General features: G+C 61.8%; 24 protein-coding genes and 2 pseudogenes. 22 read left to right on the top strand and 4 right to left on the bottom strand.

Annotation, left to right across the window (positions count from 1 at the left end; all coding sequences use genetic code 11):
* From MCRY_RS20940 to MCRY_RS20995, 12 genes are all read left to right on the top strand, one after another.
* A partial coding sequence (locus tag MCRY_RS20940; RefSeq protein WP_085633519.1) for a terminase gpA endonuclease subunit occupies positions 1-1,419 on the top strand: 1,419 nt, incomplete at its 5' end.
* 5 nt (positions 1,420-1,424) lie between these two features.
* Entirely contained in the window at positions 1,425-2,852 is a 1,428-nt protein-coding gene (locus MCRY_RS20945; RefSeq protein WP_085633521.1) for a phage portal protein, read from the top strand.
* The gene (locus MCRY_RS20950) at positions 2,849-3,109 is read left to right on the top strand and encodes a hypothetical protein (RefSeq protein WP_085633523.1); all 261 of its coding nucleotides are present in this window, start codon (positions 2,849-2,851) and stop codon (positions 3,107-3,109) included. Before MCRY_RS20945 ends, MCRY_RS20950 begins: the two co-directional genes overlap by 4 nt.
* Positions 3,106-4,452, top strand: coding sequence for a S49 family peptidase (locus MCRY_RS20955; protein WP_217808252.1), 1,347 nt, complete (start codon positions 3,106-3,108; stop codon positions 4,450-4,452). The genes MCRY_RS20950 and MCRY_RS20955 overlap by 4 nt, the downstream gene beginning before the upstream one ends.
* Before the next feature lie 33 nt (positions 4,453-4,485).
* The gene (locus tag MCRY_RS20960) at positions 4,486-4,857 is read left to right on the top strand and encodes a head decoration protein (RefSeq protein WP_085633526.1); all 372 of its coding nucleotides are present in this window, start codon (positions 4,486-4,488) and stop codon (positions 4,855-4,857) included.
* A 176-nt stretch (positions 4,858-5,033) separates the two neighbouring features.
* On the top strand, positions 5,034-5,999 hold the full coding sequence (locus tag MCRY_RS20965) for a major capsid protein (protein ID WP_217808253.1): 966 nt from the start codon (positions 5,034-5,036) through the stop codon (positions 5,997-5,999).
* Between the two features lie 337 nt (positions 6,000-6,336).
* Positions 6,337-6,744, top strand: coding sequence for a head-tail joining protein (locus tag MCRY_RS20970; RefSeq protein ID WP_425320144.1), 408 nt, complete (start codon positions 6,337-6,339; stop codon positions 6,742-6,744).
* Entirely contained in the window at positions 6,741-7,535 is a 795-nt protein-coding gene (locus tag MCRY_RS20975; protein WP_085633530.1) for a hypothetical protein, read from the top strand. Before MCRY_RS20970 ends, MCRY_RS20975 begins: the two co-directional genes overlap by 4 nt.
* 1 nt (position 7,536) lies before the next feature.
* On the top strand, positions 7,537-8,127 hold the full coding sequence (locus MCRY_RS20980) for a phage baseplate assembly protein V (protein WP_085633532.1): 591 nt from the start codon (positions 7,537-7,539) through the stop codon (positions 8,125-8,127).
* 14 nt (positions 8,128-8,141) lie between these two features.
* Positions 8,142-8,402 carry a hypothetical protein gene (locus MCRY_RS20985; protein ID WP_085633534.1) on the top strand — a complete coding sequence of 87 codons (261 nt, stop codon included), beginning with the start codon at positions 8,142-8,144 and terminating at the stop codon, positions 8,400-8,402.
* A 369-nt stretch (positions 8,403-8,771) separates the two neighbouring features.
* Positions 8,772-9,074 carry a GPW/gp25 family protein gene (locus tag MCRY_RS20990; protein ID WP_085633536.1) on the top strand — a complete coding sequence of 101 codons (303 nt, stop codon included), beginning with the start codon at positions 8,772-8,774 and terminating at the stop codon, positions 9,072-9,074.
* Between the two features lie 52 nt (positions 9,075-9,126).
* Complete coding sequence (locus tag MCRY_RS20995) at positions 9,127-10,014, top strand: baseplate assembly protein (protein ID WP_176234542.1); 888 nt, start codon at positions 9,127-9,129, stop codon at positions 10,012-10,014.
* Positions 10,015-10,020: 6 nt separating this feature from the next.
* On the opposite strand, the gene MCRY_RS21000 is transcribed toward MCRY_RS20995, so the two are convergent.
* Together MCRY_RS21000 and MCRY_RS21005 are read right to left on the bottom strand one after the other, a co-directional pair.
* Entirely contained in the window at positions 10,021-10,401 is a 381-nt protein-coding gene (locus MCRY_RS21000) for a type II toxin-antitoxin system VapC family toxin (RefSeq protein WP_085633540.1), read from the bottom strand.
* The gene (locus MCRY_RS21005; protein ID WP_085633542.1) at positions 10,398-10,613 is read right to left on the bottom strand and encodes an AbrB/MazE/SpoVT family DNA-binding domain-containing protein; all 216 of its coding nucleotides are present in this window, start codon (positions 10,611-10,613) and stop codon (positions 10,398-10,400) included. Before MCRY_RS21005 ends, MCRY_RS21000 begins: the two co-directional genes overlap by 4 nt.
* A 93-nt stretch (positions 10,614-10,706) precedes the next feature.
* Here MCRY_RS21005 and MCRY_RS21010 point away from each other — a divergent pair, with 93 nt between their 5' ends.
* The 8 genes from MCRY_RS21010 (at position 10,707) to MCRY_RS21040 (ending at position 16,594) form a co-directional block, all read left to right on the top strand.
* On the top strand, positions 10,707-11,966 hold the full coding sequence (locus MCRY_RS21010) for a phage tail protein I (protein WP_085633544.1): 1,260 nt from the start codon (positions 10,707-10,709) through the stop codon (positions 11,964-11,966).
* A 3-nt stretch (positions 11,967-11,969) separates the two neighbouring features.
* Complete coding sequence (locus MCRY_RS21015; RefSeq protein WP_085633546.1) at positions 11,970-12,431, top strand: hypothetical protein; 462 nt, start codon at positions 11,970-11,972, stop codon at positions 12,429-12,431.
* Complete coding sequence (locus MCRY_RS21020) at positions 12,428-13,270, top strand: hypothetical protein (protein WP_085633548.1); 843 nt, start codon at positions 12,428-12,430, stop codon at positions 13,268-13,270. Before MCRY_RS21015 ends, MCRY_RS21020 begins: the two co-directional genes overlap by 4 nt.
* Positions 13,267-14,199, top strand: a complete 933-nt coding sequence (locus MCRY_RS21025) for an IS5 family transposase (protein WP_085633550.1) — start codon at positions 13,267-13,269, stop codon at positions 14,197-14,199. The genes MCRY_RS21020 and MCRY_RS21025 overlap by 4 nt, the downstream gene beginning before the upstream one ends.
* A 121-nt stretch (positions 14,200-14,320) precedes the next feature.
* Positions 14,321-15,337 (top strand): hypothetical protein, encoded by a 1,017-nt coding sequence (locus tag MCRY_RS21030; protein WP_085633552.1) that lies wholly within the window; start codon positions 14,321-14,323, stop codon positions 15,335-15,337.
* Positions 15,338-15,375: 38 nt separating this feature from the next.
* A complete protein-coding gene (locus tag MCRY_RS23030; protein WP_176234543.1) occupies positions 15,376-15,546 on the top strand; it encodes a hypothetical protein in 171 nt (56 codons plus the stop codon).
* A 4-nt stretch (positions 15,547-15,550) separates the two neighbouring features.
* On the top strand, positions 15,551-16,357 hold the full coding sequence (locus MCRY_RS21035) for a phage tail fiber repeat family protein (protein ID WP_085633554.1): 807 nt from the start codon (positions 15,551-15,553) through the stop codon (positions 16,355-16,357).
* A 12-nt stretch (positions 16,358-16,369) separates the two neighbouring features.
* Complete coding sequence (locus MCRY_RS21040; RefSeq protein ID WP_085633556.1) at positions 16,370-16,594, top strand: hypothetical protein; 225 nt, start codon at positions 16,370-16,372, stop codon at positions 16,592-16,594.
* Positions 16,595-16,955: 361 nt separating this feature from the next.
* Here MCRY_RS21040 and MCRY_RS21045 read toward each other — a convergent pair.
* Positions 16,956-17,165 (bottom strand): annotated as a pseudogene (locus MCRY_RS21045) (transposase domain-containing protein); the annotation flags it as partial.
* A gap of 309 nt (positions 17,166-17,474) precedes the next feature.
* Between MCRY_RS21045 and MCRY_RS23035 the strand changes: the two are divergent.
* Both MCRY_RS23035 and MCRY_RS21050 read left to right on the top strand, forming a co-directional pair.
* Entirely contained in the window at positions 17,475-17,633 is a 159-nt protein-coding gene (locus MCRY_RS23035; protein WP_176234544.1) for a hypothetical protein, read from the top strand.
* Complete coding sequence (locus MCRY_RS21050; protein ID WP_217808254.1) at positions 17,626-19,713, top strand: recombinase family protein; 2,088 nt, start codon at positions 17,626-17,628, stop codon at positions 19,711-19,713. Before MCRY_RS23035 ends, MCRY_RS21050 begins: the two co-directional genes overlap by 8 nt.
* Positions 19,714-19,722: 9 nt before the next feature.
* Here MCRY_RS21050 and MCRY_RS21055 read toward each other — a convergent pair.
* A pseudogene (locus MCRY_RS21055) lies at positions 19,723-19,938 on the bottom strand (IS66 family transposase); the annotation flags it as partial.
* Between the last annotated feature and the right edge of the window lie 112 nt (positions 19,939-20,050).

The following is a 20,050-nucleotide window of genomic DNA, read 5'->3' on the forward strand; positions in this document are numbered from 1 at the left end:
CGGGGCCTCGTGGAAATCGAACCGGATGATGCCAGCGGTCTGGAGTTCTGGGCACGGTCCAGCCCGGAGGACCTGGAAAGCCCGATCTGGAAGCTCTGGCAGGAGGGCACGCGGCACCATTGGGCCTGGCCCTGCCGGTCCTGCGCGGACTACTTCATCCCGCGCTTCAAGCAGCTGCGCTGGCCGAAGACGGCCAGTCCCGCGCAGGCCAAGCAGGCCGCAACGCTGGAATGCCCGCGCTGCGGCGCGCAGCACGTGGAGACCGACAAGGTCTGGATGAATGCCCGGGGCGCGATGGTCGCACCGGGGCAGCAGGTGACGCTCAAGGACGACGCGGCGCATGTCACGGGCGCGCCGGCTGACAGCTCGACGCTGTCGATGTGGACATCGGGGCTCTGCTCGCCTTTTGTGACTTGGGGCCAGCGCGCGGAAACCTATCTGACGGCGCTGCAGTCGGGCGATCACGACCGCATCCAGACCGCGATGAATGCGGGTTTTGGCGAATGCTACGCCATGACGGCCTCGGGCGATGTGCCGGACTGGCAAGAAATCATGGAACGCCGCCAGCCCTACCGGTCGGGCGATGTCCCCGCGGGCGGGTTGCGCCTCGTGATGGGCGTGGACGTTCAGAAGTTTAGTCTGGTCTATGTGATCCGGGCCTTCGGGGCGCGGGGCACGTCCTGGCTGATCGAAAATGGCCATCTTTACGGGCCCACGGAAGATGACGATGTCTGGTCGGCGCTAGCGGATCTGATGCTGACGCCGGTGGGCGGGATGCAGATCGAGAAGGTGTTTATTGACTCCGGGTTCCGGCCGGACAAGCCGGAGCTTGGAAATGAGCACAAGGTCTATGAGTTCTGCCGCCGTTACAGTTGGCTGTGCGCCCCGACGAAGGGGAAAGATGTCCAGAGCCCGCCATATCGGGTCTCAAAAATCGAGGTGAAGCCCGACGGCAAAAAAGCGCTCTATTCCATCGATTTGGTGACGCTCTCGACGGATTTCTTCAAATCGCTGGTAATGTCGCGCATTCGCACGCCGGCGGATCAGCCTGGGGCGTTTCATGTGCATGAGGCGGTGTCGGAGGATTACTGCAAGCAGCTGACCTCGGAGGCGCGGGTCGTGGTCGAGGGCAAGCCCGTCTGGGTGAAACGCTCGCGAAACAACCACTTTCTCGATTGCGAGGCCCTCTGCGCGGCCATTGGCTACACGCTGAACGTCCAGCGGATCCCGGAAGGGATCGAACGCAAGACTTCGATCGAGGCGGCCGTGCCCGACGGGCATGACCCAACCCGGGTGACAGCACCTGAGCCTGATCAATCAAAGGCGCCGCCGCCGGCATCGCGCTCCTCCCCAGGTCGCGGCGGCAGCGGCGCACTGCGCGGGCGGTTTGCCCGCCATGGCAGCAGGCTGAATGGATAGCTCACATGTCTGTGATCGCAAAGTTGAAAGATCTGCTGTCCGAGGCACTGCCTCCGGCAGCGGGGCCGGAGGGGATGAACCTCCCCAGACCCTCCGGCAAATACCTGCGCGGCGGGCGGGGCGTGACCTTCGCCGGTTGGAAGCCGGCTTTGCGGGAAGCCCAAGATGATATCGGTGAGGCTTGGGACGATGCCGCCGCGCGGGTCAATGATCTCCTGCACAACAGCGGCTGGTTGGCCGGTGCGCTGGAGCAATGTGTCGCCAATACCGTCGGCATCGGTCTGCAGCTGAAAGCGCTGCCGGAGAACGAGACCTTTGGCATGACACCAGCCCAAGCGTCTGATTGGGCCAAGACGGTGGAGCGCCGGTTCGAGCTCTGGGCGCGCAGCGCGCAGGAGTGTGATATTCAGGGTCTGCGCACCTTCGGGCAAATGCAGGCAGCGGCCTTCCGCTCCTGGCTCATCACTGGCGAAATCTTGGCTGAGCTCCCGTGGCGCAAGCGACCGTGGAACCGCTACGGCACGAAAGTGCGCCTGCTGCCGCCACATCGCCTGTCGCGCAAGACGGAAAGTATGCGGCGGCTGATCAACGGGGTCTATACGGATGCCGATGGCATGCCGGTTGGCTACCGGGCGATCCGCAAGGACCTGTTCAAACACGATGTGGAATATGATGTGCGCGCGCGGGATGCCGCGGGGCGGCCGCGGGTGATCCACATTTTTGAGGGCGCACCCGGCACGCATCGCGGCATCTCGCCGATGGAGGCCTATATCGAGATGGTCGCGGGCTACTATGACGGCAGCACGCTGGACGTGGGCATAAATGGTCGCTTGGCCCACCTCTTTCCGGGGCAGGAGCTGAAGTTCCACACCAGCAATCACCCGTCATCGGATTACGCGGCATTTTCGATGCATCTGCTGCGCGAACTCGCGCGCTGCCTGGGGCTGACCTACGAGAGCGCCACAGGCGACAATGTCGGCGCGACTTATTCTTCGCTGCAAGCGGCGACCACGGAGATATTCGCGATCACGAAAGCCCGGCGCCGCAATATCATGGCGCCGTTCTGCCAGCCGATTTACGAGGCCTGGCTCGAGGAAGAGATTGAAGCGGGAACCCTGCCGTTTCCGGGTGGGATGGACGGGTTCATGGCCAATCGCACGGCTGCGTGCCGCGCCGAATGGCGGGGCGACCCGCGTCCGCAGGCTGATGATCTGAAGAAGGCCAAGGCCCATGAGGTCTGGAAGCGGCTCGGCGTGATGTCGGATGCGATGATCTGCACCGATCTCGGGGCGGATGTGGACGATGTCTATCAGCAACTGGCCCAGGAACAGGCGCTCAGAGCGGAATACGGGCTGCCCGAGCCGCAGATGATGGGGGCTCACGGCGGTGGTCCTGCCGCGGCTGACGAGACAAGCGAAGAGGCTGAGGCATGACGATCCCCATTGATGAGGCCGATCCCTGCGCCGCCGCTGCCAGTCTGCGGCAGGTCTATGTAAGGCTTGTTGCCGGTGAATGCGCCATGGAGGTGCGGTTCCGGGCCGGATCAAACGGGGTGGAACGGTCGGTGACCTATCACCGGGCGCATCCCGATCGGCTGCTCACGGTCATTCGCGGCTTTGAAGAGCAATGCGCCCAGCTGAAGGGCCGCGGCCCGCGGCGGTTTGCGATTGGCACAGGAGGGGTAAGGTGACGGAACCGCCCAAGATCAAACAGACGGCCATCGCTGAAGTGGGACCGTCTCTTGCGCAGATTGCGGGACGCGTTCTGAACCGACCACTGCTTCTGCACCCGGACAAGGCCGATCTCATCCTGCATGTGCTGCAGGGACGGATTGGCATTGATCCGCTGCAAGACATCACGCCGGAGAGCAACCGGTTCGTTGGCACATACCGCCGCGACAATGGCAGCGTGGGGTCCATGCGCGTGGAAAACGGCGTGGCGATCCTGCCGATCGTGGGCAGCCTCGTGAACCGCGGCGCCTGGATCGGGGCCAGTTCGGGTCTTGTGTCCTATGAGGGGATTGCCGCACAGTTGCGTGAGGCGGAAGCTGATCCGGATGTGCGAGCGGTGCTCTTGGATATCGACAGTCCCGGTGGCGAGGCCACGGGCATGTTTGCCACGGCCAAGCTGGTCAGCGCGGTCAATAAGAGCAAACCTGTCGTGGCCTTCGTCAATGATGTGGCGGCTTCCGCTGCCTATGGCATCGCGAGCGCGGCATCGGAAATCATCGTGTCGCCCACCTCGATGGTGGGATCGATCGGCGTGGTGCTGACCCATCTCGATCGATCGGGGGAACTGGAAGACCGCGGCGTCAAGCCGACGCTCATTCATGCAGGCGCCCACAAGGTGGATGGCCATCCGTTTGGACCGCTGTCGGACGCCGTGCGCGCCGACCTGCAGGCGGAGGTTATGAAAATCTACGACCAGTTCGTCGGTCTCGTGGCCGAGGGCCGCGCGGGCCGGATCAGTTCTGAGACCATCCGGGCGACAGAAGCCCGGACTTATCTCGGCGCCGATGCCATCGCCCAGGGCCTCGCCGATCGCATGGCGAGCCTCGACGAGGTCATTGCAACGCTGTCCCAACCGCCCTCCGGGGCAAGACCCCAGAGAAAAGGAGGACCTATGACCAAAACCACTCAAAGTGAGGCGCCCGCGAGTGACGTCGCTGCCATCAGCCCCGCAGATTTACAGACGGCCGTCGAGGCCGCCCGGACGGAAGCCCATGCAACTGGTGTCACTGTCGGTAAGGAATTGGCCACAGCGCGGATCAAAGCCATTCTGACCGCACCGGAAACGGAAGGTCGGGAGGCGCAAGCCTTGGTGCTGGCGCTCGAGACCGAGATGACGGTGGCCGACGCGGCCAAAGTACTCGCAGCCTCGCCGAAAGCCATTACGTCAGCTTCCATCGCCGACCGCGCTGCGCAAGAGGCTGAACTTGGCGCCGAAACCCCAGCGGATCACCGCAACCGCGCCGAGCGCAGTGCAGCTGGGTGGACCAAAGCTGTCACCAATGCCAACGCCCGGTTCGGCTGACATGCGATCTATGCAGGATAAGGACATCCCATCATGACCGTTCTCATCGAAGGCCGCCATCCCGGCGAATTCCTGATGACCGAGGCCAATGGCCAGCGCTCGCGGGAAAACATCACCATTGCCAGCGGCGCGGGTATCATCGCCCGGGGCACGGTGCTTGGCAAAATCACAGCAAGCGGCAAATATCTGGCCAGTGCCGTTGGCGCGACCGATGGCAGCCAGACCGCCGCGGCGATTGCGCTCTACGGCTGCGATGCCACGGCCAATGATGTTGGCATTGCCGCCATCACTCGGGATGCCGAGGTCAACGGCAAGATCCTGACCTATCATCCCGACCGGGATCAGGCGGCAGAAAAGGCCGCGGCCCAAGCCGATCTTGCGGCGGTCGGCATTATCGTTCGGTAACCACCGCCAAAGCCGCCCCACCCAATTTTGTAATCGATCCCCTGCGCCCTCGGGCTGCAGGGCGATCCCGCGTGGCCATGAACTGGCGCGCCGACGCAATAAAGGACCTCCCATGTCGATCCTCAACATCTTCAGTCAGGACGCCTTCAGCGTCATGCGCCTCACGGATGCGCTTCGTGAGATCAAATACACCCCCTCCCGTATCGGGCATGGGGCTGTTCCAGACCACCAGCATCGACACGCTCGACATCGCGATCGAGAAGGACAAAGAGCAGAACCGGATGCTGGTCTCGGCGAGCCCCCGTGGCGGCCCGGGCCAGACCTTCGACAAATCGAAGCGTGCGGTGCGCATGCTGAAGGTGCCGCATTTCCAAGTGGATGATGCGATCTATGCCGACGAGGTCCAGCAGGTCCGCGCCTTCGGCCAGGAAGTGGCGGTCGAGCGGCTGCAGCAGAAAATCGCGGACCGTGCAGCCGAAGCGAGCCAGTTCTTCGCATTGACCGAGGAATACCACCGTCTGAACATCCTCAAGACCGGCCAGCTTCTCGATGCCGATGGCTCGGTGCTTTTTGATTATTTCACCGAGTTCGGCGAAAGTCAGCAGGCGGTGGTCGATTTTGACCTCGACAATGCCAGTGCCACCGACGGTGCGCTCCGCAAGAAATGCGCCGGCGTCATCCGCCAGATGGCGGGCATTCTTGACGGTCTGCCCTACACGGGCATCATGGCGCTCTGCGGCGATGCCTTCTTCGACGACCTGATCGCCCATCCGGAAGTGCGCGAGACCTACAAGGGCTATGCCGACGCCGCCTCGCTGCGCAACGCCTATATCAATTCCGGGAACTCTGGCATCTACGGTGCCTTCGAGTTCGGCGGCATCACCTGGATGAACTATCGCGGCGGCCAAAATGTCGGCATCGACACAGACAAGTGCCACCTCGTGCCCTCGGGCGTGCCGGGGCTTTTCCGCACCGTCTATGCGCCGGCCGACTATATTGAAACGGTCAACACCCCCGGCCAGCGGCTCTATGGCAAACAGTGGGAAATGCAGAACGGCAAAGGCGTGAACCTCGAATTCCAGATGAACGCGCTGCTGTATTGCACACGCCCGCGGGTCCTGATCCCCGGCAAGCGGACATAGTGTCAAAGATATCTAACACTTGCCGCAGCGCAGCAACATGATGTCACGTCAAGGTTATTCACCCTTGACACCCAAATGTTACAAACGGACGCTTTTGATAGCACGCCTACCGCAGCGACAAAATATATCTCAATATCAATGCGTTATGGATTGCCTATTTTTTAGGCATTTCGACAAAAGTACCCGTATAATGGGGATTTAGCCTGCCCCATACAGCCAACTCCACAGAGTTATCCCCAGATTCTGTGAGTGCAATAGCGCTTGCCTTTCACCGGGCGGTGGTGGCTGGCGCCGACTCAGGATGCGGCTTGGGATACTTCCATGAACAGGACCGAGAATACCCCCTTTTGAGGACTTTGATGCGGCTGCCTCAGCTGTGCTGTCCCGTGTCTTTGCCGAACCCGCCCGTTTTATCCCTCGTGTGTCGTCACAATACGCGGTGCGCGCCAGCGACCCTGACCGTCCCGAGGTGGCCGTCACCGGGGTCTTCTCTGCGGGCGCAGCCCAGCAGGGGCTCGATGGACAGGCTGGTGGGTTTTCTGGTGGGACACAGGTGACATCAAGTTCTGCCACATTCTGGATCGCAAAAGCGCAGGCAGATGCTCTGACAGCGCTACCCACCAAGGGCGATGCGATCTGCCTCACCAACCGCGCAGGCCAGCCGCGCTATGGGATCAGCGCCGTGCAGAACACGGATATGGGGGATATCACCCTCATTCTTGTTCGGGAGGAGGATGACATATGAGCCTGACGCGTATGGTTATGCGGCTCTCAGCCGCCCGCGCGGTTCGGGACAAGACGCTGGCTGGCCCACGGGTCTTTGACAGTGCGGTCGACCCGATCGACCAGACCATCGCCGAGAACCGTCAGCCGCTGATCGTGGTGACCACGGATGAGTACGCGCTCGCAGTCACTGGCCGCGATCTCGTCTCAGGAGGCCACCAGTGCGATCTTGTGATCGAGATTGCGATCGCTTCGCGGGTCGACGTGCCAGCCGCGGACGGGCAAGGCGGCCAGATCACGATCGCCATCCCACATACGGATGAGGGGATGGAACTGACACTGGACATCATGGAGCATCAGATCGCCGCCGCACTGATGACGGACGACGGCGCGTGGTCGCGCGCCTGGATGATGTTGGTTCCGCGCGTGACGCGGAGCTTGTCGCGTCGTGGAGCCTCAGCGGAAAACGGCGTGCGGTTTGCGGCCCGGCAGATCGTGCTGACCTGCGATCTCGTTGATACGCCGGTGGCTGGTGGCACGATTGCGCCAAACACCGCCTGGGGCAACATCCTTGCTCTGATGGCAGCAGACCCTGATTTGGCGCGCATCGCGGGTCTCCTGCGCACAGAGATCGAGGGCAACCCACGCGTCGATTGGCGCCGCGCTGCCGCAGAACTGGGCATTTCACTGGAGAGCGCTGATCAAATAGGCATCGGCCCCGTGCTGGATCTTGAGGATGATCCGGAAGCGCTGGAGCAGGTCACCATCGATGGCGGGGGATTTGATCTGATCATCCCCCCGGAGGACCCCTGACATGGCGGTCCGAGAGCTTGTGGAACTGGTGGCCCGCGTCACCGATCTTGAGCGCCGCGTCTCTGGCCTGCTGCGCCATGGTCGGGTCGCGGAGATTGATATGGCGATGTTCCGGGTCCGGCTGGACCTTGGCCCGGCTCACGGAGCTGGTGGACGGTTCCTGTCGCCTTGGGTGCCTTATGCCCAGCACGCAGGCGCGCTGCGGGTTCACACACCGCCGGAGATCGGACAGCAATTCACGATTGTTTCGCCGACGGGCGACTTTCAGCAGGCGGTCGCCGTACCGCTGCACTGGTCTTCAACCGTGCCCGCCCCATCGGACCGCAACGACGAAAACGTCCTGACCTATGGCGCGGTGCGGATCGAAGTCAGGGGTGACGAGGTTGTCTTTCGTGTTGATGGGACCACGGTCACGATCAACGGCAGCGGCGTTCAGATTGATGGGCGGCTGCATGTCAAAGAGACGATCAAGGCGGAGGGCGACATTCAGGGAGCAAAGGTTGGACCCGTTGGGCCAGCCTCCGCCGCAACCGTTTCCGGTCCGGGCGGGACGGGATCAGACCAGGTGCCCGCACGGGTGCCCGGGACATAAGCAAGGAGGACGCCATGCCGCGTTACGCCATCACAGAACAGGCCGGCCGATTTGTGGCCGGCCAGAACAACACCGGCGTCGGCACCGTGCTGACGCTGACCGAAAAACAAGCCGAGCACGAGCTGCGGCTTGGGACTTTGCGCGCACTGAATGCGATCGGCTCAAAATCTGAAGCAGCCAGTGATAGCGCCCCGTCACTCCCAGCCAATGCAGAGACAAAGCCAATAGGTAGAGGCAAAACGCGCGGCAACGCGACAGAACAACAAGGGGGTTAAGCCTCTTCTGAGTGCGTGGGCCGGGAGGATTTGAACACAGGCTCTTGGCGGATGGTCTTCTTTCGCGGGATCGGCGCTGTCGGTTCCTCACAGTTTGGGCAAGTCTCATCCGACGCTCGGAGTGACACGCCACAATATGTGCAGTTTGCCATTGCTGATTGGCCCATCCGAGATTCTCCAGATCCAGTCTGGCGCCCGATGTGCCTCAATCCAATTGCCTGAGCAATCTGGGACGACATACATGTTACCAAAATACACCAGCCCTTCGGTCGGCCTCAACGCGGCCACCGGCGGTGTACTGGAGGGCTGGCCGCACGTCGTCCAAAGTCTGCAGGACATCTTCACCACGCGGTTTGGCAAACGCGGATCATGCGCGAGTGGTACGGGTCGTTTGTGCCAAACCTGCTGGGGCGCACCATCACGCCCAACGAAGTCACCCCGTGGTTTGCGGCCGTAACCTCCGCCATCGAGCAGTGGGAGCCCCGCTACCGCGTCACCCGTATCCAGATCGTCGAGGTGACCCGCGACGGCCAGCTGCACTTTTTCCTGGAGGGTCAGTACCGGCCAAGGGCAACCTATGGCGATTTCACGGTTGAGGGTGCACGACGCATCGACGCCTATACGAACCCGGACGGGGTGCTGATCGAGGAGCGGACCGAACCCGGCCTGTAGATAGATTTGGCGCAATTGCGCTGTATTCCTGATTTTTGATCGAGTTATGCCCATGAGCCGTTTCACCGCCATCAACCTGTCGGGCCTGACGCCACCAGACGTGATCGAGACGCTGGACTATGAAGCGATCGTCTCGGAGATGCGCGATGACCTCGTGGCACGGTTCCCGGCCATTGAGGGCGTGATCGACCTCGAAAGCGAACCGGCGCGCAAGCTGATTGAGGCGTTCGCCTATCGCGAGATGCTGCTGCGCGCCCGGATCAACGACGCGGCGCGCTCCGTCCTTCTGGCGTCCTCCTACGGGTCCAATCTCGACCATCTGGCTGCGCTCTTTGCCACGGCCCGGATGCAGATCGAGGACGCAACCGGCGCGCTGGTTGCGGAAGATGACGCGCGCCTGCGCCGGCGTGTGCAGCTGGCTCCGGAGGCCTTCTCGGTAGCCGGCCCCGCGGGCGCCTATATCTACCATGCGCTCTCTGCTGCCCCATGGGCGCGGGACGCGACGGCGATCATGACACAGCCCGGCCGGGTGCGGGTGACCATCTTGCGCGAGGGGGCCGACCCGATCCCGAACCTTGCGGAGCGCGAAGCTGTTCGTTTGTCGCTCATCGAGAACGACGTGCGTCCGCTGACCGATATGGTGGAGGTTCTGGGCCCAGAGGTCCGCCGCACCGAGATCACCGCCACCCTGACCCTCTACCCGGGCCCCGATGGCTCCGTGGTGCGCGAGCGCGCGCTGGCGGCTGTTTCGGAATGGGTCGAAGCGAACCGCATGCTGGGCATGAACCTGCGCCGATCGGCACTCTTCTCGAAGCTGCACCAAGAGGGCGTGCATTCCGTCGAGCTGGCGTCGCCGGCAGAGGGCATCGTTCTGGGTCCAACCGAGGTCTACACGATCGACGCGATCACCGTGACGGTGGCGGCCTTGCGGGACCTTTGAAAGGGCCTATGAAACCGACTTTTCGACGAACCGCACATCAGGCAGCCCTTCGAAATGTGCATCACAGGTGAGCAATTTGGCACTGTTGAGCTGCGCCGTGGCGTAGATTACGGCATCAGCTGTTGCCAGCTTATGTAAACGACAGAATTCCGCGGCTAAAAGCGCCACGTCCGTCTCAAGACTGACAACTCGACAGACTTGTGTGTACGCAATGACCTGATCAGCCTTCTCTTCACCGACTTCGCGGGTGAGCCACTTGCTCAACTCCAGCTGGACCATGGTTGGGACCAACCAATCTGTTTGTTTGGGCAGATGTTGCGTGAGCAAGTCGCCGGTTGGAGAGGCGATCAGCCATTCGATCCAAGCCGATGTATCGACCAGAATCATAGGATTCGGTCCGAATGGTCCCGGTAATCCTTGGGGCTTGCCCCTTTTGCCAAGCCTTTGAGATCCTCAAGCTTTGGCACGGGAACGAGCAAGACACCGGTGCCTTTGGGGATAAAGGCAAAGGTCAGGCCAGCCTCCCAATGCAGTGCGGTCCGAATGGCTTTCGGGATCGAAATTTGAAACTTCGAAGAAAGGGTCGCTGTCTCAGGCATATTCTTGCTTTCATTGGAACGATAACAAAAACGTAAGAATATATCTGCTAACTTGCAAGACACGCCTATTACCCGTCGGGCCTCGGAGATATTATGACGACCGATAGCCTGCTCCCGGACAACCGGACCGCTTTTGAGGAGGCTGTTGATGTAACCGGCGCCCGCGCCTCCACGCTGCGCGACGGGCTGCGGGACTTGGTCAAGCCATTCGACATCCCCAGCCCGCATCTACCATGGCTGTCCTGGGGCCTGTCTGTCGATCTTTGGCGCGACACGTGGCCGGAGGAAAAGCAGCGCGTGCAAACGGCCCGGTCGCTGCCGTTTCATGCGATCAAGGGCACGCAAACGGCCGTTGCACAGGCTTTGGAGGTGATGGGCGCCGAGGCGCGGCGCTTTGTTGTGCCGCCGGCCAAGACGTATCTGTCAAAGGCACTGACAGAGACGGAGCGCGCGGCATATCTCGACCGCTTTGCACAGCTTCGGGTCTACCCGTTTGTCGCGCGCGGCGTCTCGGGGATCAACACCCGGTTCCTATCGGCGCCCGATGGGCCCGGCACGTCCTTCATGGGACCGGCAAACCCGGTCTCAGCCTCAGGCACGAAGTATGTCCGCACTGCAACGGTCTTTGACCGCGGCGCGGAGGAAACAATCACGATCCGGAGCGTCACGCCAGAACGCGTTGGGGACTTCAACGCGATTTCCTATGACGAGGTGGTGCTGGGCCCAAAACCCACTGCGGCAGTCCATCTCAACGCCCCGCCCAAGGCCAGCGCCTACCTGATCGATGACTTCAGTGTCCGCCGCCGGATGATCCGCATTCCACGGGCAGCCCGCTACAGCTACCGCCTGGGCCGGGAGCAATACACAACCGTCCTGCCCGACGGCGATCTGATCGATGTGCGCCCGCAGATGATTGCAGAGGAGCACCCGGCACAACAGCGGTCCATCTTCCCCGGCGGCACTGGCCAGCGGGTGCTGGGGGCCTGCCTGCCAGAGACCATCGCATGGCAGCATCTCTTCGAGCGCTGGCACATCCACGATCCGGATCGCGCGCTCGACGTCCGGCACCAGTCAACGCATCTGGGCGTCACCCGTCTCGGGATGCCCGCCTATCACGCCGAGGTGCTGACCCGCATCAAGGGTCGGCGCCATCCGCGCACAGCGGGAGCGTTTGTCAACGGCTACATGGTGGCCACAAGCCAGACCCCGATCACCGACGCGCGCGAGGCCGTGATGGTCTCCAAGTCGCTGCGGGACAAGGTCCTGATCAACACAAAGACATACCGATTGCCCCGGGCTGGCGACCGACACCCGGTTGGCAGCATCACATTGGGCGACTTGATAGAGGTTTGAGCCTTGGAACGCACCGTCATCTACCGAGACCGGCAAGAGCTTCAGTCCGCCGATCTGAACAACTCACAGGAGTTCGCCCGCGCCTCCCTTGACCATATCGTCAAGGATGCGATCGAAGCTGGTAAGGCCTATAGCGGCTTTTCTGCCAGTAAGACCTCCGCGACAGAAGTCACGCTGTCTCCCGGTCGGCTCTATGCTGGTGGCGCGGTCTTTGCCCGCAACGAGGATATCATTGTCGACATGTTCAACGTGCTGCCGCTGGTCACCCGCAAGCGCGTGGCCATTGTCACCTTTGGGCAGGAGGTCGAGACCGACATCCAGCCGCGCGACTTCCTGATCGACGCACAGACCGGAACCACCGAGCCGCAATCCGTGGCGATGGAAAACCTGCGCCGGGCTGAACTCTCCACGGTGGCCGGGATCGAAGGCCCGATCCCAGCTACCCGCCGACCGATGCCAATGTGACGGTGATCGCCTACGTGCTGCTCGACACCACGGGCGTGGTCGCGATCGAGCAGTGGCAACCGACGCAGCTGCCGAACCTGCGCAATCTTGCAGGCCGCACAACCGCCCTGGAACAGTGGCGTGGCCAGATCAGCGGTCAGGTGGACACGCTGCGCACGGACCTGTCGGCCCTGGCGGACCGGATGGGCGGCTACGCGCTCAAATCCGAGATTGTGGCCCTGACCGAACAGCTCGATGAGCTGCGCGACGAGGTGTATGCGCCCGGAGCTTATATCTTCTACGGCAGCAACCACTTCCTGACCGCAGAGGGCTCTGCGGTCGATCACCCGGATTTTGACGCGGTGGTGGAAGAAGGCATTCGCTTTCCGCGGGCGGGGTCAGAGACCTCCCCGTTGGCGCTGCTCAATCCAAACAATGTCTATGTCGAGCTGCGTGACGGCTTTGTTCTGCCAAACTACGACCACGCGATCCGCCTCGATCTCACCGGTTACGCCTCCGAGACCCGGATGGCGCAATACACGTTCGAGACCACAGAACTCCGCCAGTTGACCCGCGCGCGGACCCGCCGCCGCTACGGCGAGACCCAGCAGGCCTGCACCAACAGCCGCTGGTGGCGCCAAGGCACCTATGATCTGGCCGAGAACGTCTTCCGGACCGAGGGTGAGACCTGGGAGGTCACCAATGGGGTGCCCGACCGCATGCCCAATGGCGACCGGGTGGCCAATGGCAATGTGCATTGGATCCGGGTGCGCCAGTTCTGGATCGACACGGCGTTGTTGCAAAAGTCTGACGACGAAGGATTCACTTCGCGAATCCATGGCGTTAGACGCGGAGCATGAGCAAGCCATCTCCCGCCCGCTATCGCACGACGAACTGGTCCAGCTACAACGCGTCACTCAGGAAGCGGGGGTCTCTGCTCATCTGGGTCGACAAGGACATGACCTGGCGCGCGCCGCGTGACGGTCGACCCGGACGTCCGGCGGTGTTTTCCGATGCGGCCATACAGTTCTGCTTATCGATCAAAGTCCTGTTCAAGTTGCCGTTGCGCCAGACCGCCGGAATGGTGGCCAGCCTGCTGCGACTGGCCGGCCTGGACTGGCCCGTGCCGGACTTTTCCACGCTGTGCCGCAGGCAAAAGACCTTGGCCGTCCAGGTCCCGTATCGCCGTGCGGACGGCCCGCTGAACCTGCTGGTCGACAGCACCGGGATCAAGTTCCTCGGCGATGGCGAATGGCAGGCCCGCAAGCACGGGGTGCAAGGCCGACGCCAATGGCGCAAAGTCCATCTGGCCATGGACACCACCACCTCGGACATCCGGGCAGTCGAGTTCACCCCCAGCCGCGACGGCGACAGCCCCGTGCTGCCCGACCTGCTCGGCCAGATCCCGGCAGGTGAGCAGATAGGCACGGTCACCGCCGACGGCGCCTACGACACACGCCGCTGCCACAAGGCCATCATCGAACGCGACGCCGTTCCTATCATCCCGATCCGAAAGAACGGACGTCTCTGGAAAGCAGACTGCCCGGCTGCACGCGCCCGCAACGACACCCTGCGCGCGACGCGATACTACGGGCGGGCGTTCTGGAAACGCTGGACCGGATACCACGCCCGCAGCCGGATCGAGGCGAAGATGCGCTGCCTGAAATCCTTCGGCGAGCGTATCATGGCAAGAGACCCCGACCGACAGACCGCCGAAATCCACATCCGCATCGCCCTCATGAACCGCTTCAACGCCCTCGGCACCGCCGAGATCGTCCGCGTGGCATAACGTCAGTGGGGTAAGGGGACGTCACGCCTCAGGCCGGGCTAATGCAACAACGCCGATCGACACCTATGAGGAGCAGTATTGGGATCGCGTCACGACCAGCGAAACCATCAACGGCCAGCAGGTGGCGCAGACCTTCCTCAACAGCCAGGACGGCTGGCTGAGCCAGGTGGGTCTCTATGTCTCGCGCAAGGCCGCGACGGGCGACATCACTGTGCTGCTGACGGAGACGCAGTTCGGCATGCCGGACCTGTCCCGGGTTGTGTCGCGCACAACGCTCCCCGTCGCGGACATTCAGGTCGGGGCCATCTCGACCGAGGCGGGCCTGCCTTCCCTCGTGGAAACGCGTCTGCCGATCACGCCGACCTTTCTGACCGCGGGGCGTCGCTATGCGATCGTGCTGGTCACCACGGGAGATCATTATGTCGCCATGACCAATACCGATAACGGGGTCGTGCAGGGCACGTTCTTTGTCTCGACGGATGGCGCGTTCTTTGCGGGCAACCTGGTCGATGATCTCAAGATGCGGCTTTACTTCGCCAAGTTCGAGCGGTCGCGGATCAGCGTGGAGCTCACCGCATTGCAGCTTGCGGGTGGCATTCTCGATCTGGACATTCTCCATCCCGGCGTGACACCGCCAGCCTGCCGCACCGATATCGAGGTGCAGGTGGGCGGCGCCTGGATGGCGCTTGATGGTGAGAATAACGGGCCAAACCTGTCCGGGCTCCCAGCAATCCTGCCAGTGCGGATGACCTTGACCGGCACCACCGATCTGATGCCGGGCTTTGGCATCACCGGATCACAGGCGGTGGTCAGCCGACCCAAGACCACCTTTACATGGGTCTCGGAGGCACGCGTGCTGGGCTCGCCGACCACAAGCGTCAAGATTGTCACCGACCTGCAGCACTTCGAAGAGGGCAATCACGACTGCACCGTCAGCCTTCTGACCGGGGCGTCACTCGATGGCACAGAGACGGCGGATGTGGTCGAGGATGTTGTCCTCGCCGATGGCACGATCCGCCGGACCTCGATCTTCAACGTCACATCGGTCAGTGACTACGCGGTGAAGATCGTCGGCGCCACGGTGAGCGCGTCCAACCTGTTCCTCGTCGGCGAGCTGATCGAATACGCGCAGTCCTGATCCCGGACCGCCCATATCCAATCAAGGAAAGACACTCTATGGCCTCCCAACCCACGCATTACCGTGTGACCGTCAACCGACCCTTTGAATTTGCGGGAGCACGGTTCCGCCCCGGGGCACGCTATACGCTCAAGGCCAAAGTCTTTGACGATCTCACGGCCGAGCATCCGGAGGCGATCGCATCCTCTGAGCCTATGAAGAAGGGGTGACGCCATGCTCCGGTTCGAAGACCTACGCGTGCGCGACAATCAGGACCTTGATCGGGACTTCTTCAACCGACGCTACCGGTTGATTGCGGAGAGCCTTGCAAGCCTCGACAGCCAGCTGTCCCAGATCAACGCGGCGACTGACACGCTCGTGACGCTGGGCCTGACCCGGGTGAACGAGGTGTTGGGTCCCGCCCTCGCCACTGCCTCCGCGGCGGCCGAGAACGGCTTCCTCGTTGCAACCTCATCCACACCGCTGACGGTCTCGGTCGGCCTGCAAACGACCTTCGAGGTCGATGACACGCCGGCACGGGCTCTGTTCGCGCCGACGCCTTACGTTGTTGTGACCCGGGCCGGCTCGGAGGACCTGAACGACTGGGCCGCCTTTCGGGTGGACAGTTACAACCGGGGCAACGGTGGACTTGCCGGCGAAATCGTGGCCGTCAACGGCTCCATCGGCGTCGCAGAACAGGATGATTGGGTGATCTCGGCAAGCGCGGGCCTTGCGGCTTCGCTGATCGAGACCGCTGCCGCTGTCTCAAGCGCGCTCGCGCTGGCCCAGCGGGCGGCACTGGACGCAGCAGAGGCGGCGGAGGTGGCGGAAAGCGTGCTCGCCAACGGCCCGGTGTCGACGGTCAACGGGCAAGCCGGTGAAGTCGCGCTTGGGATTGGGGACATTCCTGACCTCACAGCGCAATTGGCGGCGAAGGCTGCCAGCACCCACGGCCACACGATTGCGCAAATCTCAAACTTGCAATCGACACTCACATCGCTGCAGTCGCAGATCAAAGCGATCGACGGCGGCACTTACTAAGGGGGCTTTGCTATGCACTCGGCCGTGACACAAGTCAGCTCCAAACTCCAAATCACCGATGTGCGCGATTTGCAGGTCGGGGACTTCATCGATTATGGCGCCGGCGGGTTTATGCGCGCGGTGAAAATCTTCGGAGAGCCATCCGCGTCGGCCGGGCCGGCGCTCATCCTCGAGGTCCACATCCAGTCCGATACCCGGACCGACTTGGACATCACCACGCCAACGCTTGCGTTCTGAATTGACCTCTGGAAATCCGAACCCTGCTTGATAGGGTCATCCCTGCCGGGACAGTGTGCACGCCCTTTGTCTTCTGTTCCGCCCGGCAGAGCCTTGGTCCCCCCCTGACACCCGGGCTCTGCCGACCAATCCCGCACGTCCCGCAGCAGAACATCCGTGATGTGGGGCGATCTTCGAGGCTTTTCTTCCCGGCTGGAAACGCTAGCCTCTCACCCGAGCGTGCTGGATGGTTTCCGTGGGCCATCTTGACCTCAACGGCAGGGCTTTGTTCGCCCCCAAGTGTCAAAGCCCTGCCACGCCTCGCTCAGTCCATCATCCTTAACCCAACCCTGCAGCTGTTTCATTGTAAGCGGTGCGCCGTTCACACGGGTTTGGCGTAGTTCCAAGGCAGCAACTCTTTGATGTCCGTTTGTTTGTGTCCGCCAGCAATGGCGATCAGGACACCGGACAGATAGCCATGGGGTTCAATCCCGTTGAGTTTGCAGGTCTCGATCAGGGACGCGATGACGGCCCAGTTCTGTGCGCCAGCTTCGTGCCCGGCGAAGAGCGCGTTTTTACGGTTGAGGGCCAGTTCCCATTTATTCTGCCCATGTCGGGCAGGTTTATCGGGTTCATTATCGATGGCATGCCTATTTTGGCGCGGACGTGAAGGTTTTCAGGACCCTCAATCGCGGTGATGGCCAACATGTCGGTCTTGAGCGCGATCCAGGTATTGCGATCCTTGCACCCGCCTGGATTCTGGATGCTTCAGTATGTCAGAGTTTCGAGCTTGGCGAACCCGTAGTGTCCACGGAGGCGCTTTTCGAACTTCATTCGGTTCTCCAGCACCTCGGTTTCCGGCGAAGGTTCAAGGGTGACGACTCACCCATGGAGGACCCGAATGACGCATCACAGATCCCCGACGCCAACCCAATTGCCACTGCCGTTGGCACCGGCACCATTGCTGACGGAACCAGAATACCGGGCGATCGTGACTGCGCTGGCGCAAGTGCTCCTGACCGCGGCAAAATCCGATCCGGGAGGGTGCCGCGATGAATGACATGGCCCTCACCTTTCCGCCCGAGCTGCTCAAGCGTCAGGCGGTGATCTATGTGCGTCAGTCGACGCAGAGTCAGGTCATGACGAACCTCGAGAGCCAGCGCCGACAATACGATCTTGTGGAGATGGCCCGCGGGTATGGCTTTGCCGGGATCGATGTCATCGACGACGATCTTGGCGTATCAGCCAGCGGCTGCCAGGCCCGGCCCGGTTTCGAACGGCTTGTCGCCATGCTGTGTTCGGGGTCGATCGGCGCGGTATTCTGCCTGGAAGTGTCGCGCCTGGCCCGCAATGGGCGGGACTGGCACCACATGCTGGAGCTTTGCGGCCTGGTAGATGCGCGTGTCGTGGACCATGACGGCGTCTACGACCCGCGCCATCCGAATGACCGGCTGCTTCTTGGCATGAAGGGCAGCATCAGCGAGTTCGAACTCGGCGTTCTGCGCACGCGGATGGTTGAAGCCGCAAGAGCAAAAGCGCGCCGAGGCGAACTGCGGTATACGCCGCCGATCGGCTACCTGTGGGATCGCGACGCCGGGGTAATGTTCGATCCCGATCTCCGCATCCAGGAGGTCATCCGGCAGATCTTCTGCCGGTTCCGCGAGCTTGGAAGCGCTCGGCAGGTTCTTCTATCCATGTCGAGCGAAGGTATTCATTTTCCCAGACCCTCAGATGGCATTCGGCTGACAAGTTTCGAATGGCAACCCATTCGCTACCGTAACGTGATCAGCGTGTTGAAGAACATGTTTTATGCCGGGGTCTACGCCTATGGTAAAACCGGGCGGCAAGCAAAAATCCGGGACGGTCGCGCGCATGTCACCTACAAGAACCGCAAGTCCCCCGAAGACTGGGATGTGGTCATCAGAGACCACCATGTCGGTTACATCGATTGGGAGGAATATGAACGCAATCAGGCGCAGCTGGCCAAGAACGCTTTCGGACGTGCTGGAGGGGTCAAGTCTGGTCGCGGCGGTGGTGCGCTCCTTGCCGGTCTCCTCTGTTGTGCGAGATGCGGACGGCGGTTGCATGTGGTCTATACAGGCCGCACTCCACGCCCCGTCTACCGCTGCGACAATCCAAACCTCCTACTCGGGCAGAAACGCTGCATCACCTTCGGTGGGTTCCGGCCCGACAAGCTCATTGCAGATGCCGTTCTTGAGGCTGTGGCGCCATTTGCCATCGATGCCGCCATCGAGGCACGTGCCATGTTGAACCAAGCTACCGAAGACAGGCGGTTGGTGCTCGAGATGGAGTTGCAGCAAGCCCGGTACGATGCATCCTTGGCGGAACGACGCTATGCCGCCTGTGACCCGGATAACCGCCTTATCGCATCAGAGCTGGAGAAACGATGGGAAGAAGCCTTGGGGCGCGTTCGCAGTTTCGAGCAGCGTCTCGATACGGATATCGCTGCGGCACCAGAGGTAGATGTCACGCGCCTTGAAGGGCTGGCGCAGGACCTTGAGACCGCCTGGACAGCTCCGGCGACATCCATGCGCGACAAGCAACGATTGATCAGGACACTGATCGAAGACATTGTAGCGGACATCGACGACGATACAGGGGAAATCGTTTTGGTCGTCCATTGGAAAGGCGGCCGGCATACCGAATTGCGCGTCAAGAAGCCGAAGACCGGAGAACACAATGCTCGAACCAGTGCCGAGGCTTTGGGGATCATCCGCGAGATGGCGGGACGCTGGTCCGATGAGGCGATCGCGGCCTGTCTCAACCGCATGGGCATGCCGACCGGTCAGGGCAAGACCTGGAATGCGAAACGCGTTTCATCCATCCGGCGTGTGAATGACATTCACGGATACATGTCTGCAGATAAGGACGGCCCGTGGCGCACTATGACCGAGGCTGCGAAAGAGCTCGGTGTTACCAATCACGTCATCCGCAAGCTGATAAAGGACGGTATTCTGCCTGCAAATCAGGTGGTCGATGGCGCACCATACCAAATACGGACAACTGACCTGCATTCGGATAACGTTAAAACCGCTCTCGAACGAAAAGGACGCCCGTGTCGCGCTGAGTTCGACGACCAGCTTTCAATGTTTTCAAAGACTTACGGAGGGGGTGCATAATGAGCAACCAACGGCGATTGGTCTGATGGTGCGCTCGACGGGGTTGGAATCCAGTTCGATGCGACCGTCGTCGAGGAACCGGATCAGCCCGTCCCAGTATTTGGCGATGTATTTCAGGGCTTCTCCGGTTGGCGATTTTATCGAAACACGGGCGCGGTTCTGGACGAGCCAGAGTTCGAAGGCGTCGACAATGGGCTTTGACCGGTCTTGCCGCGTGGCACCGCGTTGGGCGGCGTTCAGTGTTGATTGTCACTGAGAACTGACCCGGTAGCCCCATAAATTGTCACTGAGAACTGACCCATGTGAACACACTGCCCCGACATTTTTGGCTCGGGGG

Source organism: Marivita cryptomonadis (assembly GCF_002115725.1).
Classification (GTDB): domain Bacteria; phylum Pseudomonadota; class Alphaproteobacteria; order Rhodobacterales; family Rhodobacteraceae; genus Marivita; species Marivita cryptomonadis.

Coding starts and splice junctions, on each gene's coding strand:
- MCRY_RS20975 (WP_085633530.1), top strand. CDS start 6,741: ATGAGCCTGACGCGTATGGTTATGCGGCTCTCAGCCGCCCGCGCGGTT.
- MCRY_RS20950 (WP_085633523.1), top strand. CDS start 2,849: ATGACGATCCCCATTGATGAGGCCGATCCCTGCGCCGCCGCTGCCAGT.
- MCRY_RS21035 (WP_085633554.1), top strand. CDS start 15,551: ATGCTCCGGTTCGAAGACCTACGCGTGCGCGACAATCAGGACCTTGAT.
- MCRY_RS20980 (WP_085633532.1), top strand. CDS start 7,537: ATGGCGGTCCGAGAGCTTGTGGAACTGGTGGCCCGCGTCACCGATCTT.
- MCRY_RS20995 (WP_176234542.1), top strand. CDS start 9,127: ATGAGCCGTTTCACCGCCATCAACCTGTCGGGCCTGACGCCACCAGAC.
- MCRY_RS21005 (WP_085633542.1), bottom strand. CDS start 10,613: ATGCCTGAGACAGCGACCCTTTCTTCGAAGTTTCAAATTTCGATCCCG.
- MCRY_RS21010 (WP_085633544.1), top strand. CDS start 10,707: ATGACGACCGATAGCCTGCTCCCGGACAACCGGACCGCTTTTGAGGAG.
- MCRY_RS21025 (WP_085633550.1), top strand. CDS start 13,267: ATGAGCAAGCCATCTCCCGCCCGCTATCGCACGACGAACTGGTCCAGC.
- MCRY_RS20960 (WP_085633526.1), top strand. CDS start 4,486: ATGACCGTTCTCATCGAAGGCCGCCATCCCGGCGAATTCCTGATGACC.
- MCRY_RS23030 (WP_176234543.1), top strand. CDS start 15,376: ATGGCCTCCCAACCCACGCATTACCGTGTGACCGTCAACCGACCCTTT.
- MCRY_RS21050 (WP_217808254.1), top strand. CDS start 17,626: ATGAATGACATGGCCCTCACCTTTCCGCCCGAGCTGCTCAAGCGTCAG.
- MCRY_RS23035 (WP_176234544.1), top strand. CDS start 17,475: ATGACGCATCACAGATCCCCGACGCCAACCCAATTGCCACTGCCGTTG.
- MCRY_RS21040 (WP_085633556.1), top strand. CDS start 16,370: ATGCACTCGGCCGTGACACAAGTCAGCTCCAAACTCCAAATCACCGAT.
- MCRY_RS20945 (WP_085633521.1), top strand. CDS start 1,425: ATGTCTGTGATCGCAAAGTTGAAAGATCTGCTGTCCGAGGCACTGCCT.
- MCRY_RS21000 (WP_085633540.1), bottom strand. CDS start 10,401: ATGATTCTGGTCGATACATCGGCTTGGATCGAATGGCTGATCGCCTCT.
- MCRY_RS20990 (WP_085633536.1), top strand. CDS start 8,772: ATGCGCGAGTGGTACGGGTCGTTTGTGCCAAACCTGCTGGGGCGCACC.
- MCRY_RS20985 (WP_085633534.1), top strand. CDS start 8,142: ATGCCGCGTTACGCCATCACAGAACAGGCCGGCCGATTTGTGGCCGGC.